Origin of the sequence: Vibrio variabilis, assembly GCF_003263785.1 — a bacterium.
Classification (GTDB): Bacteria; Pseudomonadota; Gammaproteobacteria; order Enterobacterales; family Vibrionaceae; genus Vibrio; species Vibrio variabilis.
The window spans coordinates 182,676-202,191 of the sequence record NZ_JYJK01000130.1 but is presented as its reverse complement, the minus strand read 5'-3'; the positions used below and the strand labels follow the sequence as shown (position 1 = coordinate 202,191).

Below are 19,516 nucleotides of genomic sequence, written 5' to 3'. Positions count from 1 at the left end.
CGTTTAATTCAACATTATTTTTGTAATTTCCTAAACCAAATAGTCTAACTGGTTTCAAAAAACATCGCTATTCAAGTAAGATGTCCAACTAAACTATTTTTGCCAAATCTGTGGGAGTGAACAAGAATGGCGAACCTTGAAGCAGCGTTGGCTGAAATCAAACGCGGTGTCGACGAGCTAATTCCAGAAGAAGAACTGATTGCGAAGCTAAAAGAGAACCGTCCTCTTCGCATTAAACTGGGTGCCGATCCAACTGCGCCAGATATTCATCTGGGTCACACAGTTATCTTCAATAAGCTACGTGCTTTCCAAGACCTGGGTCATGACGTAACTTTCCTGATCGGTGACTTCACTGGCATGGTTGGCGACCCAACGGGTAAGAACACCACTCGCCCACCACTAACGCGTGAAGACGTACTGCGTAACGCAGAAACGTATAAAGAGCAGGTATTCAAAATCCTAGACCCTGCAAAGACTAAGATTGCATTCAACTCTGAATGGCTATCTGAGCTGGGTGCAGAAGGCATGATTCGCCTTGCTGCAAACCAAACGGTTGCTCGTATGCTTGAACGTGACGACTTTAAAAAACGTTACGGCAACAACCAGCCAATCGCAATCCACGAGTTTATGTATCCACTGCTTCAAGGTTACGATTCAGTCGCGATGGAAACGGATGTTGAGCTTGGCGGTACTGACCAGAAGTTCAACTTGCTGATGGGTCGTGAACTGCAAAAAGCACACGGTCAGAAACCACAAGTTATTCTGACCATGCCACTACTTGTTGGCCTAGACGGTGAGAAGAAGATGTCTAAGTCGGCGAACAACTACATCGGCATCAGCGAAGTACCATCAGAGATGTTCGGAAAAATCATGTCGATTTCCGATGATCTAATGTGGAACTACTACGACCTGTTGTCATTCCGTCCGCTGGAGGAAATTGCTCAATTTAAGACGGACATCGAGAATGGTAAGAACCCTCGTGATGTTAAGATCTTACTGGCGAAAGAAATCATTGCTCGCTTCCACTCAGAAGCAGACGCTGACGCGGCGGAAAAAGAGTTCATCAATCGTTTCCAAAAAGGTGCGATGCCAGAAGAGATGCCTGAGTTCGACTTCGATGCAGGCCTTCCAATCGGTAACCTACTAAAAGAAGCCGGTCTTGTGAGCTCAACGTCTGACGCTATGCGTATGATCCGCCAAGGTGCGGTGAAGATCGATGGCGAGAAGGTAGAAGATACTAAGCTAGTGCCAGCAGCAGGCCAAGCGGTTTACCAAGTGGGTAAACGCAAGTTTGCTCGTGTGACGTTGAAGTAATCTTCAATGGCGTGAAAATGCTGTAAAAACCTCCTTCGGGAGGTTTTTTTGTATCGGTTGATTGCCGATTCACAGGCATAAAAAAACAGACGCTTGTGCGTCTGTTTTTAGTATTCGTTTACTTAGCGTCTCTAATTATAGAGACTCAGTAAAGGTACGAGCGATAACGTCACGTTGCTGTTCTGGCGTTAGTGAGTTGAAGCGTACTGCGTAACCAGAAACACGGATAGTTAGCTGTGGGTAGTTCTCTGGGTTAGCGACTGCGTCTTCTAGAGTTTCGCGCTTAAGAACGTTCACGTTTAGGTGCTGACCGCCTTCGATCTTTGGAGCAGCTTCGATGGCTACTTCACGGCTTTCGTACTCACCTAGGTCGCTAACAGCGATAACTTGGTCAGCTTCGAAACCAGCATTTGCTGCAACACAACGAGCTTCGTTTTTCTCGCCGTCGATCAGCCAGATTGAGTTTAGTAGATCGTCGTTTGCTGCTTTAGTAATTTGGATACCTTGAATCATCACTATCTCCTAATCCACTTTCAGAGTGGTAAACTTATGGTGTTAATTTTCAAATTTTGTTGAGCTGGTCTATGTATAACCTGTTACGGCCATTTTAGTATTGATTTAGATCAGATTACAACAAAAAACATTAAAAACATCAGGGTTAATTTTTTGACCAAGGTCAACTAAACCTTTAAAAATGGTGCCTTTAAATGATATTTTAACTATTCAAATATATTTGAATACTCATTTTGTTGTAATAAAACTACAAAATGAGCCGATTTATTGCTCTGGAAACCAAAAATCAACGATTTCCATAGCTAAAACTGAAAGTATAAGATCGCTAAATAACAGTTCTAAAAATGTGATCTCGATCTAGTGAAGGTAAAGATGAATAAATTTATTGGGGCGCACGTTTCTGCGGCTGGTGGTGTGGATAATGTGCCACAAAGAGCCCATGCGATAGGTGCAAACGCGTTTGCGTTATTTACTAAAAATCAGCGTCAATGGGTGGCAAAGCCGCTTGATGAAAAAGTCATTCAAAACTTTAAAGCGGAATGTCAAAAATACGGCTTCCGTGCGGAACAAATTCTTCCGCACGATTCCTACTTAATCAACTTAGGTGCGCCGGAACAAGAGAAACTCGAAAAATCTCGAGCGGCGTTTATTGATGAAATGGAACGCTGCCATCAGCTCGGGCTGACCCTATTGAACTTCCATCCGGGCAGTCACTTGAAGAAGATCTCGGAAGAAGAGTGTCTGGACAGGATTGCCGAATCGATCAACCTCGCTCACCAAGCCGTGCCTGAGGTGATTGCCGTGATTGAGAATACGGCAGGGCAGGGGACAAACCTAGGTTGGCGCTTTGAACATCTGGCGCACATTATCAGCAAGGTAGAAGATAAGTCTCGTGTCGGGGTCTGCATTGATACGTGCCACACGTTTACGGCGGGTTATGACCTTAGAACCAAAGAGGCATGTGAGGCGACGTTTGCGGAGTTTGATCGTGTTGTGGGTATGCACTATTTGAGGGCTATGCACCTAAACGACTCAAAGATACCTTTAGCGGGTAAGGTCGATCGCCACCACTCATTGGGTAAAGGAGAGATTGGATGGGACTGTTTTGAATATATCGCAAAAGATCCGCGATTTGACTCTATTCCATTGATTTTAGAGACAATAGAGCCTGAGATTTGGGCCGATGAGATCCAGCAATTGAGACTATTTGCAATTAATTGATCTTTTTTTATTCCTCAATTAAGCATTTTGGCATCTTTCTTTCATAATGAATTACATGCATGTTGCATAATTCTGTGACTTTATAAGGTAGGTGCCATATGACTCGTCCAGCTGCTCCAAGACCAAGTACAACACGTTCATCACGTTATCCAAGTCCTAACCGTCATATTCATTGTCACGGGCACTACCGAACGCCGCAGATGAAGAATCAGCATCATTGATAAACTGACGAACTGGATAACAGCACCGACGTTCAAAAAACGCGTCAAAGGTGCGTGGCATAAAGCCAAATGACAGTAGTGGTGACCCTCCATTGAGTGATAGACTACGCCCCAGATTTCACCATCTTGGGGACGATAATGACAACACTCACCTGGCAAGACGTCATCGGTAAAGAGAAACAGCAAGCATATCTTCAGCAAACCCTGGAGTTTGTTGAGGAGCAGCGCGAAGCGGGTAAAATCATCTACCCCCAGCGAGCGATGTGTTCAATGCATTTCACTATACCGAATTTGCCGATGTGAATGTGGTGATTCTTGGTCAAGATCCTTATCACGGTCCCAATCAGGCGCATGGTCTCTGTTTCTCGGTACTTCCGGGTGTAAAGACGCCGCCGTCGCTCGTCAATATGTACAAGGAACTCGCTCAAGATATTCCTGAGTTCGAGATCCCAGCGCATGGTTATCTTAAAAGTTGGGCTGAGCAGGGCGTACTGCTTCTAAACACCGTGCTCACGGTCGAGCAGGGGCAGGCGCACTCTCACGCTAAGCTAGGTTGGGAAACCTTCACCGACAGAGTGATTGAAGCGCTAAACCAAAACAGTGACAACATTATATTCTTACTTTGGGGCGCTCACGCTCAAAAGAAAGGAGCAATGATTGATCGTCAAAGGCATCATGTATTAACTGCGCCGCATCCATCGCCTCTGTCGGCACGCCGAGGTTTCTTTGGTTGTAGCCATTTCTCTAAGACGAACCAGTTACTAAAAGAACTTGGCAAGCCCACCATTAATTGGCAGCCCCGACTCGACTAGCTTTATCTTTTGAGTTGGCGGTTTTTCGAGCATCATCAAAACACGCTTCCAGATTCTCTTATACACTTATAAGGAGTATGGATATGGGAGAAGGATTATGATGATCGAAAGGATTAGGCGTGAGCACGGCTATATGGTGCGATTGCTGGCGATATTGAACCGAAAAGTGCACTTGCTCGAGCAAGAGCAACCTATCAACTACGGGGTGATCAAAGAGATTGTTGATTACCTTGCTAATCACTCAGAGAAAATCCACCACCCTAAAGAAGATATTCTTTATCGTTACTTTATCGATAAGTATGGCTCGCAAGAGCATATCGATAATTTAGAAAAGGATCACCAGACACTGTCAGAGAAAACGCATTCATTTTTGGATATTGTTGAGATGATTCTGCACGATGCGGTGGTGCCACAAGATCTGTTCATCGGGCGGTTATCGGAGTTTATCCAAGATCAGAAAAAGCACCTTGATTTGGAAGAGCAATCGGTGCTGCCATTGATTGAAAAGCGTTTTACCACTTCGGATTGGCAGCAGGTGGAGAGCCAGTGGACTGTGGCAGAGGATGATCCGGTGTTTGGTGAGACGATTGCTGACCGCTATAAACAGCTTGCTGAGCGGGTAAGACAAAACGAGTTAGAGAGTGTTTAGACGCCCATAAATGATAATTCCCTCATTAGAGGGAATTATTGGGTACCATTTTGGTTTTGCTAACTCGACTCTGCTAATAAAGCGTGCAGGCCGAATTAATGTGCACGCCTCATCTGCTGTAGATATTGCAGCCAATCAGCACTTTGCGTGGTTGGTTTAATTCGGTGTGCTTGTTCGGCCACTTTCGCCGCTTTTGCGTAGTCTTTCAATCCCACATAAGCGCGTACTTCTAGCAGTAATCGCTCTTGCTCCGGCATGCCTTTCACTTTGCTAAGTGACGCCAATGCTTGTTTGAAATCGCCCTGTTGCAATTCAAGTCGCGACACTTCTTCATAGTATTTTCCATTTAGCCTTGCTGCTGCGAGCCAAGCCGTTTGTGCGTTTGTCCACTCGCGCGCCATTTGCCAATGTCTGGCTTGCTTGATAATGGTGTCGATATCGGTCTCTTTCACTTGCAAGTCAGCGTACGACTCTGCCGCTTTTTCGGGAATACCTTGTTGAGAGTAGAGCTGCGCTTTACTCAACTTCAAATTGTCCGGGACTTGAATACCTGCTCGTTCGGCGGAGACTAGTGTCGCGAGCGCCAACTTGTACTGTTTGGTTTGCATATACAGTGAACTAAGCTGCTGCCACCACATGACGTTGTCTGGCTGCAGAGCGAGTAACTTTTGCGTGGTTAAAATCGCACTTTTCAGGTGGTTTAACTGCATCTCAGCGCTAAGCTGTAGGCTCAATGGTTGCAGTTTTGGCGTGCTATCGAGCTGGTGGTAGTGTTTGATCGCGGCCAGTAACGACTTCCACTCTTGAAGTAGGTAGTGAGCGCGAGCCTTGTTTAACCAAACGCCGGTGATCTGCTGCTTCGACAGCTTTTCGTAAGAGTTTGCTGTCTTGGCCAAGTTGTTAAAGTGAACCAGCGCTTTCTCAGGCATATCTTCGGAGAGCATAAGCTCGGCAAGCATACGCTCTGTTTGCCAACCCTGTTCATCTTTAAACGCTTTTGTATCGACGGCGATTTGCAATTGTGTGATGGCTTTCTTTGGCTGCTCGGCTTGCCAGTAGTAGATGCCGAGCATGCGAGCGACATACGCCTTGTCAAAGTTTGCGTTAGGCTTTAACCCTTCTAATAGTGTAATGGCTTCGTTAAGTTTCTCTTCCTGCTCTAGCTCGTAGGCTTTGGATACTTGAGCTGCGGTGCGCATTCCAAGCTCCTGGCTTGCGAACGCACTTCCGGTTAACACGCTAAGAGATAGGGCAAAGAGCGTTAATACACGTTTACTCATTGATTCAACTTAAACTCTAGTTTTACGGTCTGGCCAATACGAGGCGTTGCCTTACCATTGACGACCATAGGCTGATATTTCCACTGTTTTAACGCGACCATAGCTTCTCGCTCAAACATGCGCTTAGGGTTGGCTTCGACCACTTCGATATCGGTTGGACGACCACGCTCATCAATGGTGAAAGACATCACCACATAGCCCTGAATATTGCGCTGCAAAGCACGACGTGGATAACGGGGCTCTTTGCGATGCAATGGCATGACTTGTTGGTTTTGGCCAATGTCTGGCACAGTCGGTGCGTTTAGCGACACGCCCGCTACCTGAGTCGATACCGAAATATTCGGCAGTTGCGGAGTGCTTGGCGTTTGAACGCTAGATACCTGAGAGCTTTGCTCAACCACTGCTGCAGATGGCGGGGTGGATGGCATTTTTGGTGGCTCTGGCAAAGTACGTTGTCGTCTTGCGGTCTCACTGTCGGGTTCAACCATCACGAGATCATAGCTCAATCTTGGCTTCTCATCTGGCTTAGATTTTGGGCCAATATCAATCATCCAGCTCATAAACGAGAATAGGGCAAACGCGAGGGCGGCTGCGAGCGGTATACTCGCAAATACTCGAAGCATCTATGGACTCTCCGTCGCCAGTGCAATCTTGGTTACGCCTGCGCCTTTAGCGCTGTCCATCACCTCGACAACGGTACCATTGAAGGCATGTTTATCGGCTTGAATAACCATAGAGGCATTCGGTTGCTCAAGAAGCAGTTTCTCAATAGTCGCTTGCACTCGCTCAACATCTACACGGCGTTTGTCGATATAAATGTCGTTAGACGATGTGATTGCGACAAAGATGCCAGCATCTTTTTGACTGACCGCATGGCTCGCTTGTGGGCGATTAACATCAACACCGGACTCCCGCACGAAGGAGCTTGTAACGATGAAGAAGATAAGCATGATGAAGACAATGTCGAGCATCGACGTCATATCGATGTTGGCTTCATCATTTTGTTTTCTACGGTGACCTAATCTCATTGTGAGTCTCCATCAGCAGGCTGACTGGTTTTAGCAATAGCGGTTTGACGCTCACTACGCAGTAGCTGCTCAAGTTGAAGCAGGCTCTTGCTGCTCCATTTTTGAATACGGGAAAAGGCGAGCATGCCAGAAAGTGCAGCAACCATGCCCGCCATTGTTGGGATAGTCGCCATAGAGATGCCTGCTGCCATCAGTCTTGGCTGCGAACTGCCTTGCGCTGCAAGGGTATCAAACACGGTGATCATGCCGGTTACAGTACCTAGCAAACCAAGCATCGGACACAGGCTTAATAGGCACTTCAGCAAGTTAATGTTCTGCTTGAGTTTATTCTCTGCCTCACTAAGCATGGCGTTGCGTTGCGACTGGGCATACCAAGAGTAGTGATCTTGGCGCATCGCCCATTTATCCACCCAGGTTTTCCTTTCTGAGGGAAAGATCTTGGCGAAATAGATGACGCGCTCAACGGCCACTACCCAGAAGATGAACACAACAGCGGCCAGCCACCAAAGCACTGGCCCACCTTGTGTCATAAACTGATTTAAGTGCTCGCTTCCTGGCAACCAACTAAAGAGGTTATGCGGCATACGCTTGCTTAGTCTCCATGGTTTGCGCTTCAGCTTGCTCTGCGACAAGACCCACACTCTGTCTTTCTAGAACGTTGCGGATCGCTTCTGCTTTTGAGCTTAATAAGTTGTGAGCAAGAAGCAGTGGCATAGCAGTAATCAAACCAAGAACCGTGGTCACAAGCGCCATTGAGATGCCGCCAGCCATCACTCTTGGTTCCGCATTACCAAATTGTGTGATGACCTGGAAGGTTTCAATCATACCCGTTACGGTGCCGAGTAGGCCAAGCATCGGAGCGAGTGCTGCCAGAAGTTTCAACATGCTCAAGCCGCGCTCAAGATGTTGCTGCTCATCCATGATAGATTCAAGGAGTCGTAGCTCAAGCGCTTCTACGTGCAGTTTTTTCTCGCTGTTATAGAGCTGAGTACGCGACCTAACGGGTTGTCGGTTGGCGTTTCTGGAGTTTTAAGCTGCTTCTTAATCTTTTGTTCTGTCGTCGTAAGAACCACAGCACGATACAGCGCGATGATCATACCAATGGCAAAGAGACCTGCAATGATCTTACCGACAATACCACCATGGGCAAAACGCTCGCCAAGGGTCGGGGTGTCCGCAAGTTGCTTGTAGATGTCTCCGCGGCTTGGGTCGATAAGCGTTGCGGTTTGACCTGTCACAATGCCCGCGGTTTCTGCCGATGTCGGCACTTCTTTTGGTAAGCGAGGGAAATCGCTCGCCAGTTTACCGTTCCAGTCAATTGGGCCGTGCTTAGCAAGCAGCGCAAAGTTACCTAAACGAGTCGCGTTAATCGTGGTGATTTCACCAGCGCCGTTAACAAATGGGACTTTAACGTCCGCATAGGTAGCACTTGAAGCGATTTGCGCTTGGTAGGCTTCCCACAGGCCGGTAAGTTCTTGAATAGAAGGCAGTGTTTTTGCAGCAACAATGTTGTCAATTGCTTGAATTTGCGCAGACTGCTGCGTGTTTGCAACAGATTGCTCAAGTTCGACTTGCAGCTCTTTCGCTGATTGACGCACCACACCAAACAGTTCACCTAAGCTACCTGTTTCTAGATGCAGTTTCTTTTGCTGCTCCGCCAAAGTACGTTCGTTTTCTGAGAACGCGGTGCTCAATGACTCGATGCTCTCTTCAAGCTTAGCTTTACGACTTTCCAGCTGCGCTTTACGAGCTGCTAGTGATTGCTCTTCTTGCTTAAACTTCGCTTCACGTTCGCTGTTGTGAGCACGTTCTTGCTGCTGTGCTGTCTGTGCCTTTGATGTCAGCGAGTCTGCAGCGAAGCTTGGTTGTGATACGCCGAATGCAAGCAATGCGGCGAGAAATACGGAATTGCGCATTAGCTTGGATCCTTCTGTAAAGACACTGGAAGCTCAATCAGAGCAGGAGAGGCTTGCTTGTTGGCAATCGCAAATGCTTTGTCAATTTGTGGCGCCAGAGCGGCATCGACAGCAACCCAGCTGTTTTGGTGGCTATCCCAAGTCCAGTATTGGTTTCGGTCTAGGCTGCGAGCAACCAATGACAAACGACCAAGATACAATTGTTCAGCTTCAATCTCGCTGCCGACGTTGATAAGAGAACGATAGCTACCTAGCTTGATGCCGTAATCCATCTCAATCTGGTAAGCCTCAAGAATGCGGCGATATTTTTCTGCATCACTCACATCAGCCTGTGGCATCAGAGCTTTTAGCTCGTCGAGCCTTGCTAGGCGAGCTTGCTGGCGAATCGGCTTGTCGCTAGCGATGTGTTGTTCCAGACCTTCGAGCATTTGGTACATCAAAGGCACAACACCTTGGCGAGTGTCATTGATTTGCTCAAGCTGTCTATCAATGCTCGTCATCTCTTGCTGTTGGTTTTCAACGACATCTTTTAGGTGGCGCTCATAAACCTCAAGATTAGCCACTTCCTGCTCAAGCATGGCGATATCTGACTTGAGCTCGAAGGCTTTATCGCTGCTCTGGTTGATGCGAGCTTGGCTTTGTGCGCTTTGCGTAATAGTTTGTGCTTCGACGTTGCGAGCCGTATTGAGGTCATTTGCATTCGTGACACTGCTCATGGTGAGCAGTGGAAGCGAACACAAGGTGAGACGAAGAGCCGTCTTGTTCATTTCTATAGCCTTCTGCTGTTACTAGAAAGTACCGATAGTGTATTAGGATGACGTCGACAGCACTGCGCTGCTATCGAACGAAACGAAGGCGTATTGTAGGGCAAGCGCAAAAAGAAATACAGACTAAATGATATTGATATGAGTTATCATTTGACTTTCGTCAATTTGTTCTCGGGGGATGAATCACAAATGCTCATTAGTTAGATAAAGAAAAACCCTCTTAAAAGAGGGTTTTACGTGTTATCAGTGACGAGGTTTCAGGCTCATCATCACCGAAAATTCGTGATTGAAGGTTGAGTAATCATTTAAAGGTCAACATCGTCGAGCGCAAAGTCGAGACCAATGTCCATGTCGTTGAGTTCTTTTTGTAGGCGCTGTCTGTCTTTAATGGCCTCAATTTCACGCCATTTTCTTTTGACAGGTTTCGAGCGAGCGGCGCGCCCTCTAGGTGCGTCTACTTCCGTAATCTCATCCAGTTCAAAGCCGTCCATAAGCTACCTCACTTGTTTTTGTTCTCCCTACGGAGCCCTTTAAGTACCACATTCTTACGCAGACTAACTTTGATATGTTTCTCATTTGTTTCGAGACTATGAATGTTTTATGCCATTTTGAACTCAATCTCACATTTTTAGAGTTTAGAATCGAATGAAAAATGACCACTTAAATCACAAATTGCAAAAGAGTCCTTCAGTGAGTTTTGTTAATGCTCTGTGCGAATCGGGCTGAAGGGCAACGTTTGCGTGCTACGATAAGCATTCTCATTGCCTGATAACTGCTAAAAAGTACCTCGTTTGGTCAATGAGCGTAGACCCGTTGTGCTAACAAGGTTTGCACCAATTTTGCCTAACCCTAAGCGCTTCGCGGCTAACACCTAAAGGTTGTTGTATATTTGATGCGAGTTTGAGGCGAAAAAGTGAATCATTTGCTTTGCTTAGTGTTAACTTTTCGTGATTTTAAGGTGAAAAATAACAATAATATACCACTGATTGCGTATTGCTTTTTCGTGAGCATGGCTGCAAAATCCGCTCCGTCAAAAAATACGCCGACTTGTATGCCGTTCTCAAGTGGTAAGAAATACAAGCTAAGTTGCCGTGAAAAAGAAAGAAATGAACAAAACTTCACGGATGGAGAAGACCATGGCGCTTAGGACGCACTCGGAAGTGCAGCTCGGACTCTAACTTTAAGTGAGGTTTAAAGTGACAGACGTTATTAATCTAATGAACGATCTACTTTGGGGATCGATTCTTGTTTACTTGCTCGTAGGTGTGGGGATTTACTTTACAGTACGCCTTGGGTTTATTCAGTTCCGCCATTTCGGTCACATGTTCAGTGTGCTGAAAAACAGCCGTAAAGCAGACACTGCTGGTATTTCATCTTTCCAAGCACTTTGTACCAGTCTAGCGGCTCGTGTGGGCACAGGTAATATGGCAGGTGTGGCTGTTGCGCTAACAGCTGGTGGCCTGGTGCTATCTTTTGGATGTGGCTAATTGCAATGCTGGGTATGGCGACATCATTCGCAGAAAGTACGCTAGCACAGCTATACAAAACCAAAGATGACGACGGTAACTACCGTGGTGGTCCAGCTTACTATATGGAAAAAGGCTTAGGCATGCGCTGGATGGGCGTATTGTTCTCTATCTTCCTTATTATTGCTTTTGGTTTGGTGTTCAACGCGGTTCAAGCCAACGCGATTGCCAATGCGATGAATACCGCGTTTGGTTTTGATCCAATGATCGTGGGTGTGGTGATTGTTCTTATCTCTGCATTCGTTATCTTTGGTGGCGTGCGTAAGATTGCGCGTACTGCGGAGCTTATCGTTCCAGTCATGGCGCTGGCGTACCTTGTTCTGGCATTTGTCGTGATGTTCATGAACATTGAGAAAGTGCCAGATGTGATTGCTTACATCTTTAAGAGCGCATTCGGCTTTCAAGAAGCTGCAGCGGGTGGTCTAGGTTATGCTATCGCTCAAGCGATGATCCAAGGTATCAAGCGCGGTTTGTTCTCAAACGAAGCTGGTATGGGTTCTGCGCCTAACGCAGCGGCATCAGCAACGCCTTATCCGCCGCATCCTGCGTCTCAAGGTTACGTACAGATGTTAGGTGTCTTTACCGATACTATCGTTATCTGTACGGCGACTGTGGCTATCATCCTAATGTCGGGTGAATATGTACCGCACAGTGAAATCACGGGTATCGAGCTGACTCAGCGTGCATTGAGCTCTCAAGTGGGTGAATGGGGTGGCATTTTTGTAGCGGTTGCGATCTTCTTCTTCGCGTTTACCTCTATCATTGCCAACTACTCATACGCAGAAACGAACCTGATTTTCCTAGAGCATAACCATAAAGCGGGTCTTGGTCTGTTCCGTGTTATCGTACTAGGCATGGTGATGTTTGGTTCGGTGGCAACGCTGCCGATGGTATGGGCGCTCGCGGATGTGTCCATGGGTCTGATGGCGATTGTTAACTTGATTGCGATCATCCTGCTATCAGGTATCGTGATCAAGCTTGCTAAAGACTACAACCAGCAGCTCAAAGCAGGCAAGGTGCCAACCTTCGATGCCAATGATTACCCAGAGCTGAAATCTCAGCTTGAAGAAGGTATTTGGTATGATGAGAAGGATACAGCGAACAAGTAATCGCTTTTACCTATCTCAAAAATAGAAAAAGCCATGCACTATTTCATTGATGAAAGTGCGTGGCTTTTTTTATACTGAAGTAAACCACTATTAAAAGAGTAAAGTCATGCTTATTGTTGTTTCACCCGCGAAGACCCTAGATTATGAGTCACCGCTCGCCACCGAGCGATTCACTCAACCAGAGTTGATTGAACATTCTGCTGAGCTTATCAAGGAGTGTCGTAAGCTCACCCCGGCCGATGTCTCTGCTTTGATGAAGGTGAGCGATAAGATCGCTGGCTTGAACGTGGCGCGTTTTGAAGAGTGGTCAGAAACGTTTACAACAGACAATGCTCGTCAAGCTATCCTCGCGTTTAAAGGCGATGTATACACTGGATTGGAAGCAGAAAGTTTGTCTGAGGATGACTTTGACTTTGCTCAGCAGCACTTGCGCATGCTCTCTGGCCTTTATGGTCTACTCAAGCCATTGGACTTAATGCAGCCTTATCGTTTAGAGATGGGCACTAAGCTTGCCAATGAGCGCGGCACTAACCTGTACCAATTCTGGGGCGACATTATCACCAACAAGCTCAATGATGCACTGAATGCACAGGGTGACAATGTGCTGATTAACCTAGCATCGAATGAGTACTTTAAGGCGGTCAAGCCAAAACAGCTCGATGGCAAGGTGATTACACCCGTATTTAAAGACTGCAAAAACGGCCAATACAAGGTCATCAGTTTTTATGCTAAAAAAGCACGCGGCATGATGGCACGTTACATCATCGAGAACCGTATTGATTCGATTGAAAAGCTGACGGCATTCGATGTTGCAGGCTACTACTTTGTTGAAGAAGAATCGACGGCGACGGAGCTGGTGTTTAAGCGCGAAGAGCAGTAATTAGATATCGAAAGTGATCAAAAAGGGTGTCAGACCAAGTCTGACACCCTTTTCTATTATTTGATGTTCGCGTTTATTTCTTCTTAGCGCTTTTCTTTTTCTTCACCGCTTTTTTCTTGTCGTCTTTCTTTGGCTTTTTCTTCTTGAAGACTGGCTTTTTGTGCGTTGGACGCATGCCGTCGATGAAGCGCTCTTTGATGGTCTCTTTGGTGTAGCGAGCGACGCGATCCATCATTGGTTGATCGTGTGCTTCTACAATAGAGATAGCGATGCCTTTTTTACCTGCGCGAGCAGTACGACCGATGCGGTGCAGGTAGACGTCGGCACTGCGTGGCATGTCGTAGTTGATGACGTGAGAGACATCTGGCAAATCGATACCACGTGCGGCGATATCGGTCGCGAGCAGGACATTCACTTGGCCATCACGGAAGCGGCTGATCGCGTTGTTACGACGATCTTGTAGCATTTCACCTTGGATCCACGAGCATGGGATCTGCGCGCTATCTAACTGCTGACGAAGCTCGCCTAGCCGTTCGCGCGTCTTTACGAATACGATAGTACGCTGAGCTTGCTCGGTTAGGATGTGTTTTAGCAAGTTCAGTTTGTGGCTCGCATCATCGGCGCGGTGATACCACTGGGTGATCTTTTTGCGCTCGCGTGTTGATGGCTGTGCTTCGAGTTCTGCTGGATTTTTCAAAAGATCGGCAGTGAAACCTTCTACACCACGACCTTCAAGCGTTGCAGAGAACAGCAGCGTTTGCTTACGCCAGCGACACTCTGCTGATAGGCGGTCAACCGTTGGACCAAAGCCCAAATCCAACATGCGGTCTGCTTCATCCAGTACTAACCATTCGATAGCACGGCAGTCAAAGCGCTCTGCTTCGATGTATTCCATCAAACGGCCTGGCGTTGCTACCACGATATCTTGAGTCTCTGCCAGTGTGGCAGCGTGTGAGTCATAGGTGACACCACCGGTAATGGTCGCGACTTTAAGACGAGTGTACTTCGCGAGTGCCGTTGCTTGCTCTGCTACTTGCATTGCCAGCTCACGAGTTGGCGTTAGGATCAAAATGCGTGCTGGCCCTGCCTTCTTGCGAGGGAAGTCGAGCAAGTACTGAATGGCTGGGATGGCAAAAGACGCGGTTTTACCTGTTCCTGTTGGTGCCGAGGCAAGAATATCCCTTGCATCCAATGCTTGTGGAATAGCCTGAGCCTGGATATCAGTTGGGCGGCTAAAGCCCATTTCTTCAATCGCTTCTAAAAGGACCGGATCTAGATCGAGTTCGGCAAAGGTTCTGATCACTATAGTGTCTCCACAAGACGTAGGTTAACCCTGAACAAAAAAACATCAAACAGGGAAAAAGTAGGGCGGCTATTATACTCAAACGAACGCGCGGCGCACTTACATTTTAAGGTAAAAGTCTTTAGTTAGAGTAATAAAGTCCGCAGAATATCCACCGGCGTCACCATGGATAACCAAATGCTCCTCTCTACACGCTTCAAATACTTTACTTAAGGTGAACAGCAGACGGTGACAAGGCTTTTTAGGGGTAGTTTGCACTCGACATAGACGTGTTAAATGCCAACCCTGTTGCTTAGCCATTGCGATGAACTGCTCACCTTCTGGTGTTGGTAGGACAAAGCTGGCTTGCCCCTCTTCTGTAAGCAAGGTTTGGCAGCGTTCTAGTAATTGCTCATGAGCTAGGGTATGGGTGTGTCTGGCGGTCGCTCGCTGAGCATTGTGCGCGACTTCACCGCTATTGAAGTAGGGTGGGTTGCAAATGATCCCAGTAAAGCGCTCGCTAAAGCTCTGCTTTAATATATCTCCTTGAAGCAGAGTTAGACGCTCACTCCATCCAGTTTCCGCAAAGTTGCGTTTGGCGTCATTAATCGCCGTGCTGTCGATATCGATCGCTGTTATCGCGGCAGTTTGAAAGCGCTGCGCACTCATCAAGGCTAGAAGGCCTGTACCAGTACCGATATCGAGCAGTCGCTCGGCGCTGGAATATTGTGCCCACGCACCCAGAAGTACGCCATCGGTGCTGACAGGCATCCCTGAGTGACCATCGAGAATGGCGAACTGTTTGAATTGAAAGCCTTTCGTTTTTGATGTGCTACTAGTCATAAGTTATCTTGTTAATCGTTTGCTTTTTAGTGATAGGTACTAGTGTTAAATTTTTGAGTAGTGATATGTTCTGCATGTAAGCGATGTGTGTAAGAAAATGATCGAGATAAAATTCCGCTTTTATTTGTCAGTCTAGTTATTCAAACTGCTTTTAATTCAATTAAACAAATTTATATAGTGTTTATATCTATATCTATTGCTTATTGACTAGTGATTCGTCATCATGCCCGCCTTATTTTACGAGGGAACCAAGATTCCTTCTACAGAAACACAACATAACAAGTAAGGGCATATCTGTGAAACAGACGTTAAAAACAACAGATATTATAGCAGTCGGCTTTATGCTGTTTGCGTTTTTCCTTGGTGCTGGCAACATCATCTTTCCACCACTAGCGGGTCAATTAGCGGGTGAGAACTTGCTCCCAGCAATGACTGGTTTTCTTCTCACTGCAGTAGGTCTTCCTCTTATTACCATTATTGCTGTTGCAGTGGCAGGAGGCTCTTGGGAGCACCTGACAAAAGATTTGCCAAAGAAAGCGGCGACGCTGATTGCGGTACTGATCTTTATTATTATCGGCCCTGCATTCGCTGCGCCTCGTACCGGTCTAGTCGCCTATGAAATGGCGATTCGCCCATTCTTCGCTGACGCCGCCCAAGTCCACCTAACGATTTTCTCAATCCTGTTTTTTGCTGTTGCTATGTCATTTGCTTGGTCGCAAGGCAAACTGATTGATGTGATCGGCAAGGTGCTTACGCCTGTTCTGTTTGTTGGCCTCATTGTTCTTGCTGGTGCGGTATTCATTGACCCACAAGGTGAGATGATTACTCCAGTTGGAGAGTACCTAAGTCAGCCTCTGACCAAAGGCTTCCTTGAAGGTTACAACACCATGGACACCTTCGGCTCTTTGATGTTTGGTATGTTGATTGTGGATGCACTGCGTAAGAAAGGCATCACTGAGCAAGCAGCAACGACTAAGTACCTAATTAGCGCGGCATTCATTGCAGCAGCAGGTCTTGCATTTGTCTACATCTCACTGTTCTACCTAGGTGCGACAAGCGCGACGGTTGCAGCAGGTGCTGACAACGGCGGTGCTATCTTAAGCCAATACGTACAAGCCTTGTTTGGTCCATACGGGCAAATCGTACTTTCTGTGATTGTATTGCTCGCGTGTTTGACGACGGCGATCGGTCTGATCTCAGCGTGTTCTGATTACTTCAGCTCACTCACATCTATCAGCTACCAGAAGTGGGTTGTGATCATTGGTGTGGCATGTGCTGTTGTAGCAAACGTTGGTTTGGCACAGCTTATCTCACTATCGGTTCCGGTACTGTTTGCACTATACCCAGTAGCGATTGCGCTAGTCGCTTTGACATTTACTCGCAAGTACCTAGCGAACCCGAAACTTGCTTACCGCGTGGTTATCTTAGTATCACTGGCATTTGCCATGATCGATGCTGCGAAAGTAGCGGGTATTGATGTGTCTGCATTCAACGCATTGCCACTGTTTAGTGTGGGCATGGGTTGGGTAATGCCTACATTTGGTGCAATTGTTTGCATGTGCTTTATTGGTCGAAGTGACCAAAGTCTAGAGCAAGAAGCTGCCTAGTAGAGCATGCTAATAGAAAAAGTCTGCCAGTAAGACTGCAAAAAAACGAAAAACGGCGCTTGATAGGCGCCGTTTGTTTAGGTATTTTTTCTTTGTCAGCATCAAAGCGTTTGCTGATACTCAACAAGGATCTGCTCAACCCAGCTTGCAATGCGCTCGTCGCTGAGCTCGTATTGAGAGTCTTCATCCAAAGCAAGACCGACAAACTGACTGCCATCTTCGGTGAGTGCTTTTGACGCTTCAAATTCGTAGCCTTGGTTATTCCAGTACCCAATGAATTGCGCGCCGGTTGGTTTAAGCTCGTCGTGTAGCATGCCCATGGCATCGAGATACCATTCGCCATAGCCTTCCTGATCGCCTAACCCGAACAGAGCGACGACTTTATCATTAAGTGATACACCGGAGATTTGATCCCAAATTGCGCCCCAGTCTTCCTGGAGTTCACCAAAATCCCAAGTGGAAATGCCTAAGATGAGCAGGTCGTATTCGCTCATCTTGGTAATAGGTGTCTCTTTTACGTTGAAGATGTCGACGATATCAGGGCCGATGATGTCGCGGATTTTCTCTGCAGCCATCTCGGTGTAGCAGGTGGACGAGCCGTAAAATAAGCCTATTTTCATAACTTCACTGTATCTTGGTTGTGATGATTGGCCAAGATTCTACTCTGAATTCGACCATCTTTGCAGCGCTTATTCGCTAGGTGGTGGTTTTTTATGGCAATCTGGTTTTTTCTCGCTTACTCTGTTCAAAGTACTGTATAAACATCCAAGAGGTAGTCGTGAGCGACGTCAATATCCAAGATCAGGGCTTAGTGGAGCAATTTCTCGACTCCATGTGGATGGAGCGAGGGTTGTCAGAAAACACCTTGGCGTCTTATCGAAATGATTTGGTGAAGTTGTTGAAATGGATGCATGAGCACAACTATAAACTGGATTTTATTAGTTTAGCGGGCTTGCAGGAGTATCAAAGCTGGTTGGCGGATCAAAACTACCAGCATAGCTCCAGAGCGAGAATGCTGTCTGCGATCCGTCGATTGTTCCAATATCTGCACCGAGAAAAACTGCGCTCGGATGATCCGACTGCACTATTGGTGAGCCCCAAACTTCCCAAGCGACTACCGAAAGATTTAACCGAAGATCAAGTGACGGCGCTCCTTGATGCGCCCGATCCGAACGATCCAATAGAGCTTCGCGACAAAGCGATGCTAGAACTTCTTTACGCTACAGGCCTTCGTGTTACAGAGCTTGTGAGCCTGACGATGGAAAACATTAGCCTCAGACAGGGCGTGGTGCGCGTTGTTGGTAAAGGCAACAAAGAGCGCTTAGTGCCTATGGGCGAGAACGCCATTGATTGGATCTCTGAGTTTATCGATAAAGGTCGCCCGCAGCTGCTTGGTGAGAAAACCTCAGATGTTGTGTTTCCAAGTAAACGCGCCAAGCAGATGACTCGACAAACCTTTTGGCACCGTATTAAGTTCTATGCTGTGTTGGCTGATATCGATACCGAGTTATTGTCGCCACACGTATTAAGACACGCTTTTGCGACGCACCTATTGAACTATGGTGCAGACCTGCGTGTCGTACAGATGTTGCTAGGGCATAGTGACTTATCCACGACACAAATTTATACTCACGTAGCAACTGAACGATTGAAGAACATTCATAGCCAGCATCATCCAAGGCTTAATTTAACGTTTTCTATACAAAGGTGATTTTAATGAGCGTATTACGCCGCTTAACTCTACTTTCTCTGCCATTTTTCGTGACGGCTTGCGGTGCAGAAGAATCTCAACCAAGCCAAGTAACACCAGCACCTGTCGTTGAAGCGGCGGCGGTAAGCAGCACAGCAGACGAAGCGGCCATCCGTGAACGATTTGCCAAAATCGGCATTGAGGTATCAGAAGTCGTGGCTTCAGATATTGCGGGTCTGGTAGAAGTTCGTACTCCTGGCGGTATCTTGTTCGCATCACCATCTGGTGATCATTTTATTGCTGGTACCTTGTACTCGATTGATGCTGACGGCAATTACAAAGACGTGATTGCTGAGCGCCAAGCGCCAATCAATGCGGAAAAAATTGCCTCTTTTGCTGACACAGTCATCGAATACAAAGCAAAAGACGAGAAGTACGTAGTGACGGTATTCACTGATATTACGTGTGGCTACTGCGTGAGACTGCACAGCCAAATGGAACAATACAACGACCTTGGAATTACGGTGCGCTACCTTGCTTACCCACGACAAGGCGCGACAGGCTCGGTGGCTGATCAAATGGCGAAAATCTGGTGTTCAGAAAATCCAGCAGACGCGATGCACGATGCGAAAGTTAACCGCAAAGAAGCGGTGTTTGATGGTGATCTGAAGCAGTGCCAAGAGACCGTAGCTAAACACTACGAGCTTGGACGCGAGCTAGGTATCAGTGGCACGCCAGCAATCTTCCTACCAAATGGTGAAATGGTCGGTGGCTACCTTCCTCCTGCTGATCTTCTAAAGCGTCTTCAACAAATTCAATAACGATTAGGATTGGGGCCTTTTAAGGCCCATTGCACTT

At 46.9% G+C, this 19,516-nt stretch carries 17 protein-coding genes and 3 pseudogenes; 9 read left to right on the top strand and 11 right to left on the bottom strand.

All coding sequences use genetic code 11. The features are described 5' to 3' along the window. Positions 1-126: 126 nt before the first annotated feature. The gene (gene tyrS, locus TZ48_RS22275) at positions 127-1,314 is read left to right on the top strand and encodes a tyrosine--tRNA ligase (RefSeq protein ID WP_112480814.1); all 1,188 of its coding nucleotides are present in this window, start codon (positions 127-129) and stop codon (positions 1,312-1,314) included. Between the two features lie 135 nt (positions 1,315-1,449). Here tyrS and grcA read toward each other — a convergent pair whose 3' ends face one another. After that, a complete protein-coding gene (grcA, locus tag TZ48_RS22270; RefSeq protein ID WP_112459559.1) occupies positions 1,450-1,827 on the bottom strand; it encodes an autonomous glycyl radical cofactor GrcA in 378 nt (125 codons plus the stop codon). 372 nt (positions 1,828-2,199) lie between these two features. Here grcA and nfo point away from each other — a divergent pair, with 372 nt between their 5' ends. The 3 genes and pseudogenes from nfo (at position 2,200) to TZ48_RS22255 (ending at position 4,730) form a co-directional block, all read left to right on the top strand. Next, on the top strand, positions 2,200-3,048 hold the full coding sequence (gene nfo, locus TZ48_RS22265; protein WP_112480812.1) for a deoxyribonuclease IV: 849 nt from the start codon (positions 2,200-2,202) through the stop codon (positions 3,046-3,048). Between the two features lie 356 nt (positions 3,049-3,404). After that, positions 3,405-4,081 (top strand): annotated as a pseudogene (ung, locus tag TZ48_RS22260) (uracil-DNA glycosylase). 97 nt (positions 4,082-4,178) lie between these two features. Further along, complete coding sequence (locus tag TZ48_RS22255; protein ID WP_112480810.1) at positions 4,179-4,730, top strand: hemerythrin domain-containing protein; 552 nt, start codon at positions 4,179-4,181, stop codon at positions 4,728-4,730. A 95-nt stretch (positions 4,731-4,825) separates the two neighbouring features. Here the strand turns inward: TZ48_RS22255 and TZ48_RS22250 are convergent, their stop codons facing one another. The 7 genes and pseudogenes from TZ48_RS22250 to TZ48_RS22220 form a co-directional block, all read right to left on the bottom strand. Then, positions 4,826-6,010: a tetratricopeptide repeat protein gene (locus TZ48_RS22250; protein WP_162674690.1), complete on the bottom strand. Its 1,185-nt coding sequence runs from the start codon at positions 6,008-6,010 to the stop codon at positions 4,826-4,828. Beyond that, positions 6,007-6,633 (bottom strand): energy transducer TonB, encoded by a 627-nt coding sequence (locus TZ48_RS22245; RefSeq protein ID WP_112480806.1) that lies wholly within the window; start codon positions 6,631-6,633, stop codon positions 6,007-6,009. Before TZ48_RS22245 ends, TZ48_RS22250 begins: the two co-directional genes overlap by 4 nt. Continuing rightward, positions 6,634-7,038 (bottom strand): ExbD/TolR family protein, encoded by a 405-nt coding sequence (locus tag TZ48_RS22240; protein WP_042496473.1) that lies wholly within the window; start codon positions 7,036-7,038, stop codon positions 6,634-6,636. Then, a complete protein-coding gene (locus tag TZ48_RS22235) occupies positions 7,035-7,622 on the bottom strand; it encodes a MotA/TolQ/ExbB proton channel family protein (RefSeq protein ID WP_112480804.1) in 588 nt (195 codons plus the stop codon). Before TZ48_RS22235 ends, TZ48_RS22240 begins: the two co-directional genes overlap by 4 nt. Next, a pseudogene (locus tag TZ48_RS22230) lies at positions 7,612-8,954 on the bottom strand (MotA/TolQ/ExbB proton channel family protein). Before TZ48_RS22230 ends, TZ48_RS22235 begins: the two are co-directional and overlap by 11 nt. Further along, positions 8,954-9,721 carry a DUF3450 domain-containing protein gene (locus TZ48_RS22225; RefSeq protein ID WP_112480802.1) on the bottom strand — a complete coding sequence of 256 codons (768 nt, stop codon included), beginning with the start codon at positions 9,719-9,721 and terminating at the stop codon, positions 8,954-8,956. The pseudogene TZ48_RS22230 and the gene TZ48_RS22225 overlap by 1 nt, the downstream one beginning before the upstream one ends. A gap of 305 nt (positions 9,722-10,026) precedes the next feature. Beyond that, positions 10,027-10,212, bottom strand: a complete 186-nt coding sequence (locus tag TZ48_RS22220) for a DUF3545 family protein (RefSeq protein ID WP_042496493.1) — start codon at positions 10,210-10,212, stop codon at positions 10,027-10,029. A gap of 705 nt (positions 10,213-10,917) precedes the next feature. Here TZ48_RS22220 and TZ48_RS22215 point away from each other — a divergent pair. Together TZ48_RS22215 and yaaA are read left to right on the top strand one after the other, a co-directional pair. Continuing rightward, a pseudogene (locus TZ48_RS22215) lies at positions 10,918-12,356 on the top strand (alanine/glycine:cation symporter family protein). 106 nt (positions 12,357-12,462) lie between these two features. Further along, on the top strand, positions 12,463-13,236 hold the full coding sequence (gene yaaA / locus TZ48_RS22210; RefSeq protein WP_112480800.1) for a peroxide stress protein YaaA: 774 nt from the start codon (positions 12,463-12,465) through the stop codon (positions 13,234-13,236). Between the two features lie 73 nt (positions 13,237-13,309). Here yaaA and srmB read toward each other — a convergent pair whose 3' ends face one another. Continuing rightward, positions 13,310-14,539 carry an ATP-dependent RNA helicase SrmB gene (gene srmB, locus TZ48_RS22205; protein WP_112480798.1) on the bottom strand — a complete coding sequence of 410 codons (1,230 nt, stop codon included), beginning with the start codon at positions 14,537-14,539 and terminating at the stop codon, positions 13,310-13,312. A gap of 99 nt (positions 14,540-14,638) precedes the next feature. Further along, a complete protein-coding gene (locus TZ48_RS22200) occupies positions 14,639-15,361 on the bottom strand; it encodes a tRNA1(Val) (adenine(37)-N6)-methyltransferase (RefSeq protein WP_112480796.1) in 723 nt (240 codons plus the stop codon). A 296-nt stretch (positions 15,362-15,657) separates the two neighbouring features. Here TZ48_RS22200 and brnQ point away from each other — a divergent pair, with 296 nt between their 5' ends. Continuing rightward, positions 15,658-16,968, top strand: a complete 1,311-nt coding sequence (brnQ, locus tag TZ48_RS22195; protein WP_112480790.1) for a branched-chain amino acid transport system II carrier protein — start codon at positions 15,658-15,660, stop codon at positions 16,966-16,968. 101 nt (positions 16,969-17,069) lie between these two features. On the opposite strand, the gene fldB is transcribed toward brnQ, so the two are convergent. Then, positions 17,070-17,588 (bottom strand): flavodoxin FldB, encoded by a 519-nt coding sequence (gene fldB / locus TZ48_RS22190; protein WP_112480783.1) that lies wholly within the window; start codon positions 17,586-17,588, stop codon positions 17,070-17,072. Between the two features lie 158 nt (positions 17,589-17,746). Between fldB and xerD the strand changes: the two genes are divergently transcribed. Continuing rightward, positions 17,747-18,679, top strand: coding sequence for a site-specific tyrosine recombinase XerD (gene xerD / locus TZ48_RS22185; protein ID WP_420822977.1), 933 nt, complete (start codon positions 17,747-17,749; stop codon positions 18,677-18,679). 5 nt (positions 18,680-18,684) lie between these two features. Continuing rightward, a complete protein-coding gene (gene dsbC, locus TZ48_RS22180; protein ID WP_112480782.1) occupies positions 18,685-19,479 on the top strand; it encodes a bifunctional protein-disulfide isomerase/oxidoreductase DsbC in 795 nt (264 codons plus the stop codon). Positions 19,480-19,516: the final 37 nt, after the last annotated feature.

What these genes read in the sequence shown, in the direction of transcription:
- TZ48_RS22255 (WP_112480810.1), top strand. Translation starts at nt 4,179, where the DNA reads ATGATGATCGAAAGGATTAGGCGTGAGCACGGCTATATGGTGCGATTG.
- TZ48_RS22240 (WP_042496473.1), bottom strand. Translation starts at nt 7,038, where the DNA reads ATGAGATTAGGTCACCGTAGAAAACAAAATGATGAAGCCAACATCGAT.
- TZ48_RS22250 (WP_162674690.1), bottom strand. Translation starts at nt 6,010, where the DNA reads ATGAGTAAACGTGTATTAACGCTCTTTGCCCTATCTCTTAGCGTGTTA.
- TZ48_RS22245 (WP_112480806.1), bottom strand. Translation starts at nt 6,633, where the DNA reads ATGCTTCGAGTATTTGCGAGTATACCGCTCGCAGCCGCCCTCGCGTTT.
- tyrS (WP_112480814.1), top strand. Translation starts at nt 127, where the DNA reads ATGGCGAACCTTGAAGCAGCGTTGGCTGAAATCAAACGCGGTGTCGAC.
- TZ48_RS22225 (WP_112480802.1), bottom strand. Translation starts at nt 9,721, where the DNA reads ATGAACAAGACGGCTCTTCGTCTCACCTTGTGTTCGCTTCCACTGCTC.
- fldB (WP_112480783.1), bottom strand. Translation starts at nt 17,588, where the DNA reads ATGAAAATAGGCTTATTTTACGGCTCGTCCACCTGCTACACCGAGATG.
- TZ48_RS22200 (WP_112480796.1), bottom strand. Translation starts at nt 15,361, where the DNA reads ATGACTAGTAGCACATCAAAAACGAAAGGCTTTCAATTCAAACAGTTC.
- TZ48_RS22235 (WP_112480804.1), bottom strand. Translation starts at nt 7,622, where the DNA reads ATGCCGCATAACCTCTTTAGTTGGTTGCCAGGAAGCGAGCACTTAAAT.
- dsbC (WP_112480782.1), top strand. Translation starts at nt 18,685, where the DNA reads ATGAGCGTATTACGCCGCTTAACTCTACTTTCTCTGCCATTTTTCGTG.
- nfo (WP_112480812.1), top strand. Translation starts at nt 2,200, where the DNA reads ATGAATAAATTTATTGGGGCGCACGTTTCTGCGGCTGGTGGTGTGGAT.
- yaaA (WP_112480800.1), top strand. Translation starts at nt 12,463, where the DNA reads ATGCTTATTGTTGTTTCACCCGCGAAGACCCTAGATTATGAGTCACCG.
- TZ48_RS22220 (WP_042496493.1), bottom strand. Translation starts at nt 10,212, where the DNA reads ATGGACGGCTTTGAACTGGATGAGATTACGGAAGTAGACGCACCTAGA.
- grcA (WP_112459559.1), bottom strand. Translation starts at nt 1,827, where the DNA reads ATGATTCAAGGTATCCAAATTACTAAAGCAGCAAACGACGATCTACTA.